At 68.4% G+C, this 16,721-nt stretch carries 17 protein-coding genes; 8 read left to right on the top strand and 9 right to left on the bottom strand.

Features of this window, described 5'->3' with window-relative positions; all coding sequences use genetic code 11:
* Nucleotides 1-58: 58 nt before the first annotated feature.
* Nucleotides 59-247 (top strand): hypothetical protein, encoded by a 189-nt coding sequence (locus ASG69_RS18920; protein ID WP_027506631.1) that lies wholly within the window; start codon nucleotides 59-61, stop codon nucleotides 245-247.
* Here the strand turns inward: ASG69_RS18920 and fadD5 are convergent.
* The 3 genes from fadD5 to ASG69_RS18935 form a co-directional block, all read right to left on the bottom strand.
* The gene (gene fadD5, locus ASG69_RS18925) at nucleotides 244-1,779 is read right to left on the bottom strand and encodes a fatty-acid--CoA ligase FadD5 (RefSeq protein WP_056444246.1); all 1,536 of its coding nucleotides are present in this window, start codon (nucleotides 1,777-1,779) and stop codon (nucleotides 244-246) included. The two genes, ASG69_RS18920 and fadD5, sit on opposite strands and share 4 nt — an antisense overlap.
* 87 nt (nucleotides 1,780-1,866) lie before the next feature.
* On the bottom strand, nucleotides 1,867-3,186 hold the full coding sequence (locus ASG69_RS18930; protein WP_056443263.1) for a class I SAM-dependent methyltransferase: 1,320 nt from the start codon (nucleotides 3,184-3,186) through the stop codon (nucleotides 1,867-1,869).
* The gene (locus ASG69_RS18935) at nucleotides 3,183-4,595 is read right to left on the bottom strand and encodes an FAD-binding oxidoreductase (protein ID WP_056444248.1); all 1,413 of its coding nucleotides are present in this window, start codon (nucleotides 4,593-4,595) and stop codon (nucleotides 3,183-3,185) included. The genes ASG69_RS18930 and ASG69_RS18935 overlap by 4 nt, the downstream gene beginning before the upstream one ends.
* 228 nt (nucleotides 4,596-4,823) lie before the next feature.
* On the opposite strand from ASG69_RS18935, the gene ASG69_RS18940 reads away from it, so the two are divergent.
* Genes ASG69_RS18940 through recR form a run of 3 tightly spaced genes read left to right on the top strand, consistent with a single transcriptional unit; the run spans nucleotide 4,824 to nucleotide 6,283 of the window.
* Nucleotides 4,824-5,258, top strand: a complete 435-nt coding sequence (locus ASG69_RS18940) for an SRPBCC family protein (RefSeq protein WP_027506635.1) — start codon at nucleotides 4,824-4,826, stop codon at nucleotides 5,256-5,258.
* A gap of 58 nt (nucleotides 5,259-5,316) precedes the next feature.
* Complete coding sequence (locus tag ASG69_RS18945) at nucleotides 5,317-5,655, top strand: YbaB/EbfC family nucleoid-associated protein (RefSeq protein WP_056443266.1); 339 nt, start codon at nucleotides 5,317-5,319, stop codon at nucleotides 5,653-5,655.
* A 16-nt stretch (nucleotides 5,656-5,671) separates the two neighbouring features.
* Nucleotides 5,672-6,283 (top strand): recombination mediator RecR, encoded by a 612-nt coding sequence (recR, locus tag ASG69_RS18950; RefSeq protein WP_027506637.1) that lies wholly within the window; start codon nucleotides 5,672-5,674, stop codon nucleotides 6,281-6,283.
* On the opposite strand, the gene ASG69_RS18955 is transcribed toward recR, so the two are convergent.
* The gene (locus tag ASG69_RS18955) at nucleotides 6,280-6,948 is read right to left on the bottom strand and encodes a response regulator (protein WP_056444251.1); all 669 of its coding nucleotides are present in this window, start codon (nucleotides 6,946-6,948) and stop codon (nucleotides 6,280-6,282) included. The two genes, recR and ASG69_RS18955, sit on opposite strands and share 4 nt — an antisense overlap.
* Nucleotides 6,945-8,621 (bottom strand): sensor histidine kinase, encoded by a 1,677-nt coding sequence (locus ASG69_RS18960; RefSeq protein WP_235579011.1) that lies wholly within the window; start codon nucleotides 8,619-8,621, stop codon nucleotides 6,945-6,947. Before ASG69_RS18960 ends, ASG69_RS18955 begins: the two co-directional genes overlap by 4 nt.
* A gap of 136 nt (nucleotides 8,622-8,757) precedes the next feature.
* Here ASG69_RS18960 and ASG69_RS18965 point away from each other — a divergent pair, with 136 nt between their 5' ends.
* The 4 genes from ASG69_RS18965 (at nucleotide 8,758) to ASG69_RS18980 (ending at nucleotide 12,769) form a co-directional block, all read left to right on the top strand.
* Nucleotides 8,758-9,744 carry a Bug family tripartite tricarboxylate transporter substrate binding protein gene (locus ASG69_RS18965; RefSeq protein ID WP_027506640.1) on the top strand — a complete coding sequence of 329 codons (987 nt, stop codon included), beginning with the start codon at nucleotides 8,758-8,760 and terminating at the stop codon, nucleotides 9,742-9,744.
* An 88-nt stretch (nucleotides 9,745-9,832) separates the two neighbouring features.
* The gene (locus tag ASG69_RS18970) at nucleotides 9,833-11,239 is read left to right on the top strand and encodes a CitMHS family transporter (RefSeq protein ID WP_027506641.1); all 1,407 of its coding nucleotides are present in this window, start codon (nucleotides 9,833-9,835) and stop codon (nucleotides 11,237-11,239) included.
* 31 nt (nucleotides 11,240-11,270) lie between these two features.
* Nucleotides 11,271-11,672: a universal stress protein gene (locus ASG69_RS18975; protein ID WP_056443269.1), complete on the top strand. Its 402-nt coding sequence runs from the start codon at nucleotides 11,271-11,273 to the stop codon at nucleotides 11,670-11,672.
* A gap of 20 nt (nucleotides 11,673-11,692) precedes the next feature.
* A complete protein-coding gene (locus ASG69_RS18980; protein WP_027506643.1) occupies nucleotides 11,693-12,769 on the top strand; it encodes an AbrB family transcriptional regulator in 1,077 nt (358 codons plus the stop codon).
* On the opposite strand, the gene ASG69_RS18985 is transcribed toward ASG69_RS18980, so the two are convergent.
* The 4 genes from ASG69_RS18985 to ASG69_RS19000 are packed head-to-tail and all read right to left on the bottom strand — an operon-like array spanning nucleotide 12,766 to nucleotide 16,686.
* Nucleotides 12,766-13,467, bottom strand: coding sequence for a type 1 glutamine amidotransferase (locus tag ASG69_RS18985; RefSeq protein ID WP_082544396.1), 702 nt, complete (start codon nucleotides 13,465-13,467; stop codon nucleotides 12,766-12,768). The genes ASG69_RS18980 and ASG69_RS18985 overlap by 4 nt on opposite strands.
* The gene (locus ASG69_RS18990; RefSeq protein WP_027506645.1) at nucleotides 13,460-14,746 is read right to left on the bottom strand and encodes a Mur ligase family protein; all 1,287 of its coding nucleotides are present in this window, start codon (nucleotides 14,744-14,746) and stop codon (nucleotides 13,460-13,462) included. The genes ASG69_RS18985 and ASG69_RS18990 overlap by 8 nt, the downstream gene beginning before the upstream one ends.
* Before the next feature lie 30 nt (nucleotides 14,747-14,776).
* The gene (locus tag ASG69_RS18995; protein WP_056443277.1) at nucleotides 14,777-15,688 is read right to left on the bottom strand and encodes an ABC transporter substrate-binding protein; all 912 of its coding nucleotides are present in this window, start codon (nucleotides 15,686-15,688) and stop codon (nucleotides 14,777-14,779) included.
* A 38-nt stretch (nucleotides 15,689-15,726) separates the two neighbouring features.
* The gene (locus ASG69_RS19000; RefSeq protein ID WP_056443280.1) at nucleotides 15,727-16,686 is read right to left on the bottom strand and encodes an EamA family transporter; all 960 of its coding nucleotides are present in this window, start codon (nucleotides 16,684-16,686) and stop codon (nucleotides 15,727-15,729) included.
* Nucleotides 16,687-16,721 lie beyond the last annotated feature (35 nt).

Consider the following 16,721-nt stretch of genomic DNA (forward strand, 5'->3'; position numbering starts at 1 on the left):
CGATGTGTCTCGTCACGAGAACGGGCCCGACGCGGCATCAGGGGACTAGGTTCGACAGGTGAAGACTCCCGTTGTCACCGTCATCGGTGCCGTGATCGCCGTCATGGGCCTGCTGTTCAGCCTCCAGGGATTCGGGGTGATCGGTGGCAGTGCGATGAGCAACACGACCACCTGGTCGATCCTCGGCCCCGTCATCCTGATCGTCGGAGTGGCGATCGTGGTGGTGAGCAGGCGCCGAGGGGTCTAGTCGGAGAAACGCCTGCGCAGGTCGACCTTCACTACCTTGCCGCCGGCGTTGCGGGGGAGCGCCTCCACCAGCACCAGGTGGCGCGGGTGCTTGTAGTGCGCGAGGCGTCCGTCCAGCCAGCCGACGAGGTCGGGAAGCGTGAGGTCCGGCTCGTCGGTGCCGCGCTGCGCGACGACGGCGACGGGCACCTCACCCCAGCGGTCGTCCGGGCGGCCTATCACTGCTGCCTCGAGGATTCGGGGGTGGGAGAACAGCACGTTCTCGACCTCGGCGCAGTAGATGTTCTCGCCGCCGGAGATGATCATGTCCTTCTTGCGGTCGACGACGAAGACGAAGCCCTCCTCGTCCTGACGCACCAGGTCGCCGGAATGGAACCAGCCGCCGTGGAACGCGTCCGACGTGGCGGCAGGGTTCTCCCAGTACCCGTGCATCAGCGTCGGCCCGCGATAGACGATCTCGCCGATGTCACCTCGCGGGACGTCGACCATGTCGTCGTCGACGACCCGAGCCTCCACCGTGGCGACGACGCGTCCCACGGATCCGAGTTTGCGCAGTGCGTCGCCGCCGTCGAGGACGCAGGTGATCGGCGACATCTCGGTCTGACCGAAGACGGCCACGGTGAGGGCGTCGGGGAAGGTCTGCGACATCGCCCGCAGGACGGTGTCCGACGCCGGCGCCGCACCCCACGAGATCACTCGCAGCGACAACGTCCTGGGGCGGCGCGCCTGTTCCGCGCAGACCGCCTGCCACTGCACCGGCACGAGGAACAGGGTGGTCACCGCCTCGGCCTCGAGGACGTCGAGCAACGCGGCCGGATCGAACGCGCCGACGGGGTGGACGACGGTCGGGATGCCGAGCTTGAGGCTGGGGGCGATGCTGCCCAGGGCGGCGATGTGGAACATCGGTGACGCACAGAAGTTGATCTCGTCGACTCCGTACATCTGCAGGGCGCGAATGCAGGTCAGCGCCTGAGCCTGCATGTTGGAATGAGACAGCACAGCACCTTTGGGGCGGCCGGTCGTTCCCGAGGTGTACATGATCAGAGCCGGTGCGTCGTCCGGGACGTCGGTGTCCGGCGCGGGCGCGCCCTCGCGGATCAGAGCCTCGTAGGTGTCCCCGTCTCCGCCCACCACGATCGTGTCCGCGACGCCCACCGCCGCGGCGAGCGGCGCCAGAGCGTCCTCCACGACGATGAGGCCGGCGCCGCTGTTCTGCGCGAGGTAGGTGATCTCCGGGGCGCTCATCCGAAAGTTGACGGGCACGGCGATCGCACCGACGGCAGTGATCGCGAGCACCGATTCGATGTACTCAGGCCGGTTGAGCATGAGGATCAGCACCCGGTCCCCGGCCGTCACGCCACGGTGGGCCAACCCGCCGGCGAGTGCGTCGACACGATCGCAGAGGCCGCGCCAGGTGTGCGTCGTCCCACCGAAGCGCAGCGCCACGCCCGCGGGATTCATCAGTGCGTGTCGTCGTACCTGGTTGTTCCAGTTGTCCCGCCGTGCACGTCCGGGCTGCGACTGATCCGCCATCTCGGGTGTCCTCTCGTGGAGTCGCACCCACTCGGGTGTCGACAGTCCCCGTGATTCGACACCCGAGACGGCGTCCGTGTCAGTGGATCAGCCGATCCACCAGGGCCGCAACGGAAGACCCGCGTCGTTGTTCTCGTCGAGCTTGACGGCGAGCACCTGGTGCAGCTGGACCACGTTGCGCTCGAAGCCCAGGCGTGAGCCCGCCATGTAGAGGCCCCACACGCGCGCGGTGCCCTCACCGACCTCCGCGACGCAGGCGTCCCAGTTGTCGACGAGGTTGCGGCACCAGTCCCGGAGCGTCATCGCGTAGTGCTCGCGCAGGTTCTCCTCGTGACGCACCTCGAGGCCCACGTCCTGCATCTCGGTGATGATGCGGCCGGATCCCGTCAGCTCGCCGTCGGGGAAGACGTAGCGGTCGATGAAGCCGCCGGCCCGCGCCGACGAGCGGTTGTCCGGGCGGGTGATGCAGTGGTTCAGGACGCGGCCGCCCGGGCGCAGCTTTCCCTTGATGAACTCGAAGTACGCCGGGTAGTTCGAGACGCCGATGTGCTCGGTGAGGCCGATCGACGACACGGCGTCGAAGTCGCCCTCGACGATGTCGCGGTAGTCGCTGTGACGCACCTCCGCGAGATCGCCCAGACCGTCGGCGGCGATGGCGTTCTGCGCCCACTCTGCCTGCTCGCGCGAGAGCGTGGCGCCGATGACGTGGACGCCGCGACGGGCCGCGTAGCGCACCATCGAGCCCCAGCCACAACCGATGTCGAGCAGTCGGTCGCCCGCCTTCAGGTTCAGCTTCTCGAACACCAGGCGGTACTTGTTCTCCTGCGCCTCCTCGAGCGACGCCTCGAGAGTCGGGTAGGCGGCGCAGGTGTAGGTCATCGACGGGCCGAGCACGTACTCGTAGAACGTGTTCGACACGTCGTAGTGGTGGTGGATGCTCTCGGCGTCCCGAGTCTTGCTGTGCCGCAACCCCTCGGCGATACGACGCCAGCGTGGGAGGGACTCCTGGGGCGGGGGAGCGATGGGACGCAGCAACTCCCATCCGAGAGACCGGGTGACGGCCGCCAGTGCGCGCGCGGACGGACGTTTGAAGTGCAGGTCGTCGCCCAGCATCCGGAGCACGTCGTACGGGTCACCCGGGTGGGCGCCCTCGATCTCCAGATCGCCAGAGACGTAGGCGCGAGCCATGCCCAGGTCGCCGGGGGCGGTCGCGAGGTAGGTGGTGCCGCGGGGTGAGGTGAGCCTGAGCCCGTACTCGGAATCCTCGGCACCGGCTGTACTGCCGTCGTACGCCGAGAATCGAACGGGCAGATCACCTTCGGTGAACTGCTCGAGAATCTCGGCGATGGAGAGTTTGGGGGAACCGCCGGACAGGCCGGGGTTCCGTTGATCCTTGAATGTCGTCATCGACGATGCACCGCCTTCGAATACAGATCCAACAACCGCGAATCGGGGTCGTACTTCTCTTTGAGTCGGCGGTAACCGTCACCGCCGTAGAGGGCATCGAACTCGGCCCTGTCGTAGAACGAGTCCGAGTAGAGGGACTTGTGACCGTCGAACTCGGTCACCTTCTTCTCGATCCGACGGTTGGCTGCCCCGTCGGGTTCACCGGGGACCACGGGCACCGACGACCAGAAGCCGACGTTGACGTAGGTGCGGTGAGGTTCGAGCGGATAGAGGGGCCACCCGCGTACTCCGGCGTCGGAGTCCTGCGCGTCGGCGTACCCGTCGGGTTCGCGAAGTCGCAAGGGACACAGCCACAACGGCTCGATCGGGATCTCGTCGAGGAACCACGAGACGAACGCGGCCGTGTTCTCGATCGGCACCTCGATGTCCTGCACGACGCGCTCGCGGATCGGGTTGCCCTTGCGCTTCTCGAGACGGTCGGCGATGTCGTACTTCTGGTCGAGCGCGATCAGCTTCCAGTAGAAGCTGCTGCGCAGGTACTTCTTCGGCCAGAGACGTCGGACGCGCGGGTTCTGCGCACCGAAGGCGCGCGAGCACCAGAACCAGTCGGTGTCCCACCGCCACAGGTAGTCGCGCACCGTCAGGCGGTCCGTTCGCGGTGCGGTGCCGTCGTGCTGGATGGACCGGTAGAAGATCGCCGAGTCGGTGTAGTCGCTCACCGGTCCCGGCTCGTCGGTCTGCCGGCCCAGGGTCAGATAGGCCTCGGTCCCGGAGAACACCACCCCGTCGAGGTAGTCGACGCGGTCACCCTCGTACTCCCGCTCCGCGACGATGCGCGCCATGACCGTCTGCACCGACTCGAGGTCGTGGAACCGGACGTGGCGCAGGGCGACGTAGGGAAGGACGGGCTCGAGTTCGATGCGCAACCGTGTCGAGTAGCCGAGGGTGCCGTAGGAGTTGGGGAACCCTCGGAAGAGGTCGCCGTACTCGTTGTCGGGAGTGGCCGTGACGACGTCACCCGATCCGGCGAGAATGTCGATCTCGAGGACGGACTCGTGCGGAAGGCCGCTGCGGAACGACGTCGACTCGATGCCGAGGCCGGTGACCGCGCCGCCGAGCGTGATGGTCTTGAGCTGCGGCACCACCAGAGGAGCGAGCCCGTACGCCAGGGTGGCGTCGACGAGGTCCTCGTAGGTGCACATTCCCTGCACGTCGGCGGTCATGGCGTCGGGGTCGACCGAGATGACGCCTCCCAACCCGGAGACGTCGAGTCCGGGGGCGGAGTTCTTCGGCCTGGCCCGGAAGAGGTTGGAGGTCTTCTTCGCCAGGCGGACGGTCGCGTCCCGAGGAATGGCACGGTAACTGGCCAGAAGCCGTTCCACACCCGCCCGATGTCCCGCTTGTCCGATCTCGTGCGGACGGTTGCCGCCCCCGCCGGGTTCCCGCGCTCCCCCGAGCGCCGCATCGACTGTCTGAGCCACGCGAGAACGCTATACGGAGGTTGTTCGCAACGCTATGGAAGGTGCCTCCCGACGAGGAAACTTCACACGATCGTTGCGCTCGATTCGCCCGGGCGTGGACGTGAAACAATGAATGTCACCGTCCGTCCCACCCCGACATCAGGAGTTCTCCCCGTCATGGCCAAGGTCAGCGCGAGCAGTTCCCTCACCATCAGTGCGGCTCCCGACAAGGTCCTCGCGGCACTGTCCGACTACGAGACGGTGCGTCCGCGCATCCTGCCCGAGCAGTACCGCGACTTCGCGGTCGTCGAGGGTGGCCAGGGTGACGGCACCGTCGCTCGCTGGGTCCTGCAGGCGACCGAGAAGCGCTCGCGGAACGTGCTCGCGACCGTGTCGGTGTCCGGCGCGACCGTCACGGAGAAGGACGCCAACTCGTCGATGGTGACCACGTACCTCGTCGCCCCGAGCGGTAGCGGGTCGTCGGTCACCACCACCACGGAGTGGACGGGCGCCGGCGGTGTCGGCGGCTTCTTCGAGAAGACGTTCGCGCCCCTCGGACTGAAGAAGATTCAGGCGCAGCTCCTGCAGAACCTCTCGCGCCAGGTGGAGTGAGGCACGCGGCTACGCTCGACCGACACGATCTCGTCACCACTTCGGAAGGACACCCGCCGTGCAACCCGGTGAACAGCCCGACATGTCCCAGCTGCTGCAGCAGGCCCAGCAGATGCAGCAGCAGTTGATGGCAGCCCAGGCGGAGATCGCCGCGACGGAGGTCACCGGCCGCGCCGGCAACGGTCTCGTCGTGGCGACGGTGAAGGGCGGCGGCGAGGTGGTCGGTCTGACCATCGACCCCAAGGTCGTGGATCCCGACGACGTCGAGACCCTGCAGGACCTGATCATCGGTGCGATCGCCGACGCGTCCCGCGCCGCGGGTGAGGTCGCGTCGCAGAAGCTCGGTCCCCTCGCCGGCCTGGGCGGCGGCGGACTCCCCGGCCTGCCCGGCTTCTAGAACCGGGTCGAGAAGCGTGTACGAAGGTCCGGTCCAGGATCTGATCGACGAGCTGGGCAAACTTCCCGGTGTCGGACCGAAGAGCGCGCAGCGCATCGCCTTTCATCTGTTGGGGGTCGAGGCGCCCGAGATCGACCGCCTGCAGAAGGCATTGCAGCGCGTCCGCGACGGGGTGCAGTTCTGCATCGTCTGCGGCACCGTCTCCGACAAGGAACTGTGCCGCATCTGTGCGGACCCGCGCCGCGATCGGACGAAGATCTGCGTCGTCGAGGAACCCAAGGACGTGCAGGCCGTCGAACGCACCCGCGAGTTCAAGGGCAGATACCACGTGCTGGGCGGCGCGCTGGATCCGCTGAGCGGGGTCGGTCCCGATCAGCTGCGCATCCGGGAGTTGCTCACCCGTATCGGCAATCAGGAGGACGGCGTCGACGTCTCCGAGGTGATCATCGCGACCGACCCCAACACCGAGGGGGAGGCGACGGCCACCTACCTGCTGCGCATGATGCGTGATTTCCCCGGCCTGTCCGTCACCCGGCTGGCCTCCGGACTGCCCATGGGCGGCGACCTCGAGTTCGCGGACGAGCTCACGTTGGGCCGTGCGCTGTCCGGCCGCAACGTGATGAATTAGCGCTCGAGCCGATAGAGGCGCTCGGGTCGCCCCACGTTGCCGTAGTCGAGCGAGACGGTCACCCGGTCGACGTCGCTGAGGTACTCCAGGTAGCGGCGAGCGCTCGACCGCGACATCCCGGTCCTCTCGGCCATCGTGCTCGCCGAGGTCTCGCCGGGATTCTCCCGCAGTTGGTGCTCGACCATGGCCAGCGTCTCGGCGCTCAGGCCCTTGGGGAGCCGTGTCGCGGTCCCGCGCACTCCGAACGCCTTGTCGACGGCGTCCTGCTCCGCCTCGTCGATCGCGGCCAGCGACTCCCGTGTGCGGCGGTAGTGCTCGAGGCGCTCCTGCAGTGCCTGGAACTTGAACGGCTTGATCAAGTAGTGCACGGCGCCCGCGCGCAGTGCCTTGCGCACCGATTCGGCCTCGCGCTCGCTGGTGATCACCAGGACGTCGAGGTCGGGGATGATCTCCCGGAACGGGCCGATGAGATCGAGCCCGGTGACGCCGGGCAGATGGACGTCCAGCAGCACCAGATCGGGACGGGTGGACTCCACTTTCTCCAGCGCTTCCTGCGCCGTGTGCGCCACCCCGCACACCTCGAATCCGGCCACCTTGGTGACGAAACCGGTGTGCACCCGCGCGACCATGAAGTCGTCGTCCACCACCAGCACCCTGAGTGTCATCGCGTCCTCCCCCCGGATCCGGTGACGGCCCGGAAGACCGTCCACCGCGTACCGTCCTCGACTCTGTCACTCACGCCGACCTCACCGCCGCGTCGGCGGCACACGACACGTACGAGGGCGAGGCCGAAACCGTGCCCGTCGAGCGACGTCCCCTTGGTGCTCCACCCCTGCTCGAACACGCGATCCGCATCCTCCGTGCCGATTCCGGGGCCGTTGTCGGCCACCTCGACCTCGATCGCGTCCGCGTCCGCGACGATCCGGACGCGCACCACCGCGTCCACCGACTGCCCCTCGAGGACCGCGTCCACTGCCTGATTCTCGAGGACTGCGTCCACAGCGTTGTCGACGAGGTTGCCGACGACGGTGCAGAGGTCTCGGGAGGCATCGTCGTCGAGTCGCGGGAGGTGTGAGGCGTCGTCGAGTGCCACGGTCACCGAGCAGGCCGCGGCGGCGCCGATCTTGGCGATGAGCAGCGCCGCGACCCCGAGATCGTCGATGCGGTCGGTCACGGTGGACGTGAGGCGCTCACGATGCTCGGTGATGCCGTCGACGTACCGCTCCACCTCGTCGTACTCACCGAGCTGGACCAGTCCCGAGATGGTGTGCAGCTGGTTGTCGAACTCGTGGATGTGCTCCCGCAGTGCCGTCGAGCTGGTGCGGCTGATGTCGAGTTTGCTCTGGACCTCGCTCAGTTCGGTGCGGTCACGGAACGTGGTCACCGTGGCCACCTTTCGTCCGGACGCCTCGATCGGCACCGTGTTGAAGACGAGGATGCGATCTCCGGTGAGGACGAGCTGGTCGCCGTCGTCGCTCGGGTGACGCAGGACGTCGAGGACCCGGTCGTCGAGTCCGAGCTCCTCCACCCGCCGGCCCACACCGTCCTCGTCGAGGCCGAGCATGTCGTGTGCGCTGCGACTCAGCAGGACCACCCGACCCGACGGATCCAGCGCCACCACGGCCTCCTTGAGGCCCTCGAGCATCGCCTGCCGCTGGCGCACCAGGTCGACGATCTCCCCGGCCTCCATTCCCATGGTCTGCCGCTTGACGCGTCGGGCCAGCAGGATCGACCCGACGGCGCCCAGAACGGAGGCCACGGCAAGGTAGATGACGAGGTCCGGGGTCGCCTGCGCGAGGCGCTCCCACACCGACGGGTACTCGCGGCCGACGATCGCCACACCGACGATGCGGCCGTCGGCATCGAGCACCGGGACCTGTGACTGCACGGACGCGTCGGGGGACACCGCGGTGTTGGCGCTCGTCTCGGCGAGACCGGTCCAGGATCGGCCCGTCCGCGCGCCCGCTCCCTCGGCCGCCGATTCCTGTCCCACCCGCGACGGGTCGGTCGCGACGACGATGATGCCGTCGGGGTCGGTCAGTTGCGCGTAGTCCAGACCCGAGACGGCCCGCACCGACTCGACTGCACCCTGCAGCGCCGTACGAATGCGGGGCTGGGCGGAGGCGAGCAGTTGTCGCACGGTGGGACTCGCGGCGAGGTTCTCGGCAGCCGACTGGACGCGCAGACCCTGTTCGCGCTGGAAGGTCGCCGACGCCTGGGCCAGCGACAACCCGCTGATGACGACGAGCACCGCGACGATGATGAGAAGCTGCAGTGCGAGCAGTTGCGACGAGAGGGTGCGGCGTGTTCCGAAGATGCGCAGTCGCCGCCCGATCACGAGGTGAACCGTACCGCCGGGCGAGCGCGGAATTCGTGCATCTGCGTGCGCTACGGACGCTCACAATGAACACAATCCCGTTTGTGCACCAAAGGGTGACCACAGTCACAGGATCCGACACAGTGAGACCGTGCCCATGAACCGACGCCTCCGCATCAGCGCTCTCGCAGCGTTGCTCGCGGTGCTCTGCACGGCGACCGCGTGCAGTGCGGGGGTGTCGGCCATGGTGACCGGGGCGGAGGAGCCGGGACTTCGTGTCATCGCTCCGTCGGTCGCCGGTGGCGGTTACGACCTGACCGCTCGCAGTCTGGCCCGAGGTTGGGCCGCGGAGGGCGTCGTGGTGGACGACGTCCTCGTACTACCCGGATCGGGTGGTGTCGTGGGACTCAATCGTCTCGCTCTCGAACAGGGCAACGATCGACTCCTGCTGGTGATGGGGCTGGGTCTGGTGGGCGCACTGTCCACCACCCCGTCCGATCACGAGATCGCGGACGTCACCCCGATCGCCCGACTCGTCACCGAACCCGAGGTCGTCCTGGTGCCGGCAGCATCCCCGCTGCGGACTCTGGCCGATCTCACGAACGCCTGGCAACAGGATCCCGCGGCTCTGCAGTTCGCCGGCGGCTCCGCGGAGGGTGGGCCGGACGGGTTGTTCCGGACCCAGCTCGCCCGCACCGTCGGTGTCGACCCGCGAGCATCCGAGTACCGCGTCTTCGACGGCGGCGGCGAGTTGCTGCCGGCCCTACTGACCGGCGAGGTCGACGTCGCTACCACGGGCGTCAGCGAATATCTGGACCAGATCGCGTCCGGTACGGTCCGGGCGCTCGCCGTCTCGAGCTCCGAGCGCGTCGACGGCATCGACGCGCCCACTCTGCGGGAGCAGGGAGTCGACCTCGACTTCGACAACTGGCGCGGCATCCTCGCCCCGCCGGGACTGCCACCGGAGCGCGTCGACCGCCTGATCGCCGACGTCACAGCCCTGGTCGGATCGCCGCTCTGGCAGGAGATCCTGGCGCAGAACGGGTGGCGGGACGCGCTGCTCACCGGAGACGACTTCGCGTCGTTCCTCCGCGAGCAGGCCGACCTGGTCCGCTCGACCATCGATCCACCCACCGACGGCTGACGCCGCACACCTCCGTACTGCGCCACACCTGTGCCCGCAGCCTGCCTCGACACACCCTGCACTATTCGAACAACGAGGAGTAGTAACCATGTTGGTGATACTCGGCTTCCTCATGGTTGCCGCTTTCATGTTCTTGATCCTGACCAAACGAGCGACCCCGGTGGTCGCCCTGATCCTGGTCCCGGTCATCTTCGGCCTGTTCGCCGGCGCCGGGCTCGGCATCGGCGACATGATCACGGACGGCATCAAGTCGCTCGCCCCCACGGCAGCGCTGCTGTTCTTCGCGATCATCTTCTTCGGCATCATGATCGACGTGGGTCTGTTCGACCCGCTGGTGCGCGGCATCCTCCGCCTGGTGCGCAACGATCCGATGAAGCTGGTCGTCGGCACCGCGGTGCTCGCCATGGTCGTGTCCCTCGACGGTGACGGCTCCACCACGTTCATCATCGTGACGTCCGCGCTGCTGCCGCTCTACCTGAAACTCGGTGTCTCACCGGTCATCCTGACGGTCGTCGCCGGCCTCGCCAACGGCACCATGAACATCATCCCGTGGGGTGGCCCGACCGTTCGCGCCGCGTCCGCACTGGGCATCTCGCCCTCCGACGTCTTCATCCCGATGGTCCCGTCGATGATCGCCGGCCTGATCATCGTGCTGCTCTTCTCGATCCACCTCGGCCTCATGGAGCGTCGCCGCCTCGGCTCGCTGATCTACGACACGGAGCTGGTGGGCGCCGGCGTCGGCACCGACGGCACCGGAACCGGAAACGGCAAGACCCGTCGCAGTACCGGAAGCGCCGACATCACCACCGGCGACGACGAGAACGACGGCAAGGCCGGCCAGTTCATCGACGGCCTGGACCCCAACCGCGACACTCTGCGTCCGAAGCTGCTGTGGTTCAACGCGATCCTGACCGTCACGCTGCTCGTGATCCTGGTCATGGACATCCTCCCCATCCCGGTGCTGTTCATGATCGCCGCCTCCATCGCGCTCACGTTCAACTTCCCGAAGGTCAAGGAGCAGGGCGAGGCCATCGCACGCCACTCCGCCTCGATCGTCTCCGTCGTCGCCATGGTGCTCGCAGCTGCCGTCCTCACCGGCGTGTTCTCCGGTACCGGAATGGTCGAGGCCATGGCCGAGTGGCTCCTCGGCGTCATCCCCGACGCGATGGGTCCGTTCCTGGCCGTCATCACCGGAATCCTGTCGATCCCGTTGACGTTCTTCATGACCAACGACGCCTTCTACTTCGGCATCCTTCCGGTCCTCACCGAGACCGCCGCCCAGTACGGCATCGAGCCGGTCGAGATGGCCCGCGCCTCCATCACCGGACAGCCGGTGCACCTGCAGAGTCCGCTGGTTCCCGCCATCCTGCTGCTGGTCACCCTGGCCGGCGTCTCGCTCGCCGACCATCACCGCAAGGTTCTGTGGCGCGCGACCGTCGTGTCCCTCACCATGCTCGCCGTGGGTGTTCTCCTCGGCCAGATCCCCTTCGGCTGATCAGCATCCACGAGAGAGAGGAGTCACCGACATGAGTGTCGCCGTCGTGCACAACAGTTCCGAGGAAGGCCGCAAGGCACTCGGATCGGCAGTCCAGCAGGCCCGGTCCGCAGGAACCGAACTGGTCGTCCTCCACGCCTTCTCCGGATCTGCGGATCCCTCCTCGGAGGCGAAGGAGACCACCGCGGTCGAGGACTCGATCCGCGCGTCGCTCGCCGCGCTCGGAGAGTCCGAGGCGCAGTGGACTCTCGCTGCGGCCCAGCCCGATCCGGACGCGACCACCACACTGCTCGCGCTCATCGACAAGGCGGACGCCGAGTTGCTGGTCGTCGGGTCGCGGCATCGGTCGGCCGTCGGCAAGTTCCTGATGGGACAGGCCGTCCAGCGCCTGCTTCTCGAAACACCGGTACCGGTGCTGCTCGTCAAGTCGTGAGCGGAGTTCGTACCGTCGCTGTGAGCGCCACCCGCTGGGTGGCGCTCACAGCCGTGTCCGTGGCCGGATGGTTCGCGCTCGACGCCGTCGGCCTGACGGCGCCGTCGTTGTTCGCGGCACTGGTGGTGGCGGTGGTCTTCGCCCTGACCGGACTGGGGCCGCGCGCCGTCCCGCGCGCGGGATCCATGGCGGCGCAGGGAACGTTGGCCGTCACCATCGGTCTCATGGTGGATGTCGAGACGCTGAGTGCGCTGGGGGACAACTGGTTTCCTGCGGTCGCCATCGGGATCGCGACGCTCGTCGTCAGCGCCGGCTGCGGTGCACTGCTCGCATTGAACAAGGACGTCACCGCGGCCACCGGGATGCTGGCGCTGATCGCGGGCGGGGCCACCGGTCTCGTCGCGACAGCGAGAGAGCTCGGCGGCGACGAACGTGTGGTCGCGGTGGTGCAGTATCTGCGGGTGGCACTGGTGGTGGTGACCATGCCTCTGGTGGTCACGTTCGTGTTCCACGCCGACACCCACTCGGTCGCGGCGGCCGCACCCGACGAGAATGCGCTGCCGTGGTGGGTGGGTCTGCTGTTCCTGCTCGGCGCTGTTCTCGTCGGCATCGCGGTGGGGCGGCTCGCGCGGCTTCCCGCACCGGCCACGCTGGGTCCGCTGATGGTGTCCGGCGCCTGCGCGCTGCTGGGCTGGCCCGTGGGCATCGAGGTTCCCATGATCGTGCTGCCACTCGCGTTCCTGGTCATCGGATGGCAAGCGGGACTGGCGTTCACGATGTCGAGCCTGCGCCTGATCGGCCGACTCTTCCCCTACGCGTTCGCGCTGGTGCTCGGCATCGGCGTGATCTGTGCCCTGCTCGGATGGGCGCTGTCCGCGTGGACCGGGACCAGCCTGCTCACCGGCTACCTGGCGACGACCCCCGGCGGGTTGGCGGCAGTGCTCGCGGTGTCCGCGTCCACCGGGTCCGACGTCACGTTCGTGGCGTGCGTGCAGCTCATCCGGCTGGTCTCGATGCTCGTGGCGGCACCGCTCATCGCCCAGCTCCTGATGCGCCGGGCGGCGCGGAGGCCGGCCGAGGATCCGGTCTCGGTCTAGCGGCGCAGACGCTCGGTGCGCAGCTGCTCGACGTCGGCCAGGTGCAGCGGCTCGAGGGAGTGACCCAGAGCTGTCTCGAGCAGATGGTCCGCCAGTTCGGGATTGCGGGCCAGCGCCGGTCCGTGCATGTAGGTGCCGATCACCGAGCCCTGCACGACGCCCTCGTTGCCGTCGCCGACACCGTTGCCGATGCCGTGCTCCACTCGGGCGAACGGTGCGGCATCGGGACCGAGAGTCGTACCGCCGCGGTGGTTCTCGAAGCCGGTCAGCGTCTGGGTCAAGCGGTCGGACACCGGGCGGGTGATGACCTCGCCGATGGACCGAGTCGCCTGCGGCGCCGTGGTGACGTTCAGCATCGACACACCGTCGACGCGTTCGCCGGAGCTCGTCTCGTACCACTCGCCCAGCACCTGGATCGCCGCGCAGATGGCGAGCACCGGTGCACCGCGCTCGGCGGCGCGCTGCAGTCCGGGGTAGCGCGCGAGGTGCTTCGTCGCGAGTCGCTGCGCCGAGTCCTCCGCTCCGCCGAGCACGTAGACGTCGAGGGACTCGGGCACCGGATCGGCGAGGGTGATCGACACGATCTCGGCGTCGAGTCCGCGCATCAGCATGCGCTGGCGCAGGACGAGCGCGTTGCCGCTGTCGCCGTACGTGCCCATGACGTCGGGCAGGACGAGCCCGATACGGAAATCAGACACCGGGTGCCTCCTTCGCGGTCTCGCGCGCCAGTGCCCGGCCGAGGTCACGGAAGGCCGTGTAGTTCGCCAGGACCTCCACGCGCCCGGGTGGGCAGGAGGCGATGGCCCGCAACGGGTTCGGCACCACGGTGTGGTCGGCTCCGGCGTACGTCAGGCGAACTCCCAGGTCGGTCGCACGTTCACCGGCCGCCACCACCGTGGTGTTCTCGAAGTGCTCGAACCGCACGTCCCACAGCCACGACAGGTCCTCGCCGTCGGGCACCTGGCCGTTGACGGCGATCACCAGACCGTCGGCGGCCGGGTCGATCATCGACAGTGCTTCCTGCCATCCGGCGGGGTTCTTGGCCAGCAGCATGCGCACGGTGTGGGATCCGTACTGGATCGAGCTGTAGCGGCCCGCCACCTCGTCGACCGCGGACACCGCGGCGACGGCCTGCGCGGGGTCGGCGCCCATCGTGACCGCGGCAGCGACGGCCTGCGCCGCGTTTCCGCGGTTGGCCCGGCCGGGCAGCGTCAAACTCATGGGGAGCACGAGACCGTCCGGGCCGTACAGGTTCTCGTCGTCGAGCCACCACTGCGGCTCCGGCCGCGAGAACTCCCGCCCGCCCTCCAGCAGGCCTGTGCTGCGCCAGTGCGTGCCGTTCCACTCGATGGGTTCCCCGGTGCGGGGGCAGCTGACCGAGTCGCCGACCCACCCGCCGCCGGCGGCCACCCACACGGTCCGCGGAGCGTCGTACGCCGCGGACGTCATCAGCACGTCGTCGCAGTTGGCGACGACGACGGTGTCGGGATGGGCGACGATTCCCGCGCGGAGCTTGCGCTCGATCATGTTGATCTCGCCGACGCGGTCGAGCTGATCACGGCTGAGGTTCAGCAACACCAGGACCTCGGGGTTCACGGCGTCGCACACGTGCGGGACGTGCAGCTCGTCGACCTCGAGGGCCGCCAGCGGCGCGGTGCGCCGTGAGTTCAGCGCGGCGACGATGCCCGCGTCCATGTTGGCGCCGTCGGCCTGCGTCGCCACCTCGCCCAGTGTCGCGAGCGCCGCCGCGGTCATCCGGGTGGTGGTCGACTTGCCGTTGGTACCGGTGATGACGGCCGTGCGTCGATTCGCGCCCAGGCGCGACATGAGGGCCGGGTCGATCTTCAGCGCGACGAGACCGCCGATCATCGATCCCTTGCCGCGACCGGCCTTCTGCGAGGCCCACGCGGCCGCGGAGGCCGCCGACAGTGCCAGGCGTCCGCGGGCTCCGAGGTGCCGTCTGCTGCTGTCGATCATGGTGTCCGATCCTCCCACACGGGAAGGAACTCAGGACGCCCCGAGGATCCGTTCGATGTCGTCGAGCACGGCCTGTCCGCCGCGAGGTCCCACGCCGGTGATCCAGTACGACTGGTCGACGAGGTGCGGATTCGGGAACGCCGTCGTGTTCGACGTGACGGACGTGGGCATCGACGCCGGATCGTCCGGTGTCGCCGACGTCACGACCACGAGATCGGCGCGGGCCTCCGTCGCCAGTTCGGGGGAGACGTCGACACTGATCTCGTTCGACCACTCCGGGCGGGGCGGCGTGGTGAACCCGGCGCACTCGAGGGTGCTGCCCGCGAAGGACAGCGGTCCGTAGAGCGTGAGCTCCTCGTTGCGTGGCCGGATGAGCTGCGCCGTCGACCCGGCGGTGTCGAACCTGTCGGCGATCTCGTCGCACCGCGCGTCGTACTCGCCCAGCAACGGCTCCGCGTCATGTCCGAGGGCGCGCCCGACGAGGCGGACGTTGTCCTGCCACGGGTCGCTCTGCGACGCCATGAACACCGTCGGAGCGATCGCGGACAACCGCTCGTACAGCTCCGAGTGGCGCGTCTCCGTTCCCAGGATCAGGTCCGGCTGCAGAGCCGCGATGGCCTCGACGCGAGGCTCCGCGACGGTGCCGACGGTCTCGATGCGCGACGCCTCGTCGCCCAGATACGGGGGCACCCCCGTCGCCTCGCTCAGCACCGACGTGCCCACCGGAACGACGCCGAGCGCGACACTCGTGTCGAGCTGGACGGGTTCGAGAGTGACGACTCGCAACGGCGACGAGGGCACCTCCGTGTCCCCGCGCGCATGGGTCACGGTCCGGGTGCTGTCCGCGGCGTCCTCGGCTGTCGCATCGGTCGAACACGCCGAGGCCACGAGGGCCGTCGCGGCGAGCAGGGTCGCCAGGACAGTACTTCTTCTTCCGAACACGCTTGCCGAGCCTCCGTCACAGTGATGGTGAGGGGACCCTAACCGACGGTGGCTCCGGACGGGGGAGTCACGATCCGGGGCTCGGTCGGTGTGGTCGTCGCGGATCGCGGCGAGCGGCTCAGACCCCACGTGCAGCCGCCGATCACGACGGCCGCACCGACGAGGGAGAGGACGCTCGGCGTCTCGTCGAGCACGAGCCAGGACGCACCGATGCCGACGACCGGGACCAGCAACGAGAACGGCGCGACGACGCCGGCGGGGTAGCGGCTGATCAGGACGGTCCACAGTCCCGAGCCGGCGATCGTGCCGATGAGCACGATGTAGGCGAGCCCGATCAACCCGGAGAACTGCCCGGCCGACACCACGTCGCCGATGGCGGTCCATCCCGTGGTCGGACCCTCGACGACGGCCGACAACGCGAACATCGGCAGCGGGGGAACCACCGTCATCCACAGCATGAGTCGCATCGGCTCGACGGGAACGCCGGAGGCCGGTCGAGATGCTCGTGTCGCCAGTCGGTTTCCGAGATTGCCGAAGGCCCAGCTGAGGCCTGCCAACAGCGTCAGCAGCACGGGCAGGAGGGTGGCGTTGTGGGCGCGATCCCACCCGATCAGAATCATGCCCCCGACGGCGATGCCGATCCCGATCCACTGGCGCGGCCCGACCTTCTCCCGCAGCAGCAGCGCGCCGAGAACGACGGTGAACGGCGCCGACGACTGGAGTACCAGCGAGGCCAGGCCGGTGGGCATGCCGGCGTTCATCGCGGCGAAGAGGAACGCGAACTGCAGCAGGCCGAAACCCGTGCCGTACAGCAGGAGCCAGCGCACCGGCACGGTCGGTCGGCGGACGAAGAGGATGACCGGAACGGCAATCACCGCGAACCGCAGCGCAGCGAAGAAGAACGGCGGGAACTGGTCGAGCCCGGCGCGGATGGCGAGGAAGTTCAGTCCCCAGACCACCACGACGATCAGTCCGAGCAGGCGGTCGCGAGTGGTCATGACCTCGAGTGTTCCGGGTGCGACTGCTAAGAACA

It is taken from the genome of Rhodococcus sp. Leaf225, assembly GCF_001426145.1.
Classification (GTDB): domain Bacteria; phylum Actinomycetota; class Actinomycetes; order Mycobacteriales; family Mycobacteriaceae; genus Rhodococcoides.

What these genes read in the sequence shown, in the direction of transcription:
- fadD5 (WP_056444246.1), bottom strand. Translation starts at nt 1,779, where the DNA reads ATGGCGGATCAGTCGCAGCCCGGACGTGCACGGCGGGACAACTGGAAC.
- ASG69_RS18930 (WP_056443263.1), bottom strand. Translation starts at nt 3,186, where the DNA reads ATGACGACATTCAAGGATCAACGGAACCCCGGCCTGTCCGGCGGTTCC.
- ASG69_RS18940 (WP_027506635.1), top strand. Translation starts at nt 4,824, where the DNA reads ATGGCCAAGGTCAGCGCGAGCAGTTCCCTCACCATCAGTGCGGCTCCC.
- ASG69_RS18955 (WP_056444251.1), bottom strand. Translation starts at nt 6,948, where the DNA reads ATGACACTCAGGGTGCTGGTGGTGGACGACGACTTCATGGTCGCGCGG.
- ASG69_RS18965 (WP_027506640.1), top strand. Translation starts at nt 8,758, where the DNA reads ATGAACCGACGCCTCCGCATCAGCGCTCTCGCAGCGTTGCTCGCGGTG.
- ASG69_RS18970 (WP_027506641.1), top strand. Translation starts at nt 9,833, where the DNA reads ATGTTGGTGATACTCGGCTTCCTCATGGTTGCCGCTTTCATGTTCTTG.
- ASG69_RS18975 (WP_056443269.1), top strand. Translation starts at nt 11,271, where the DNA reads ATGAGTGTCGCCGTCGTGCACAACAGTTCCGAGGAAGGCCGCAAGGCA.
- ASG69_RS18990 (WP_027506645.1), bottom strand. Translation starts at nt 14,746, where the DNA reads ATGATCGACAGCAGCAGACGGCACCTCGGAGCCCGCGGACGCCTGGCA.
- ASG69_RS19000 (WP_056443280.1), bottom strand. Translation starts at nt 16,686, where the DNA reads ATGACCACTCGCGACCGCCTGCTCGGACTGATCGTCGTGGTGGTCTGG.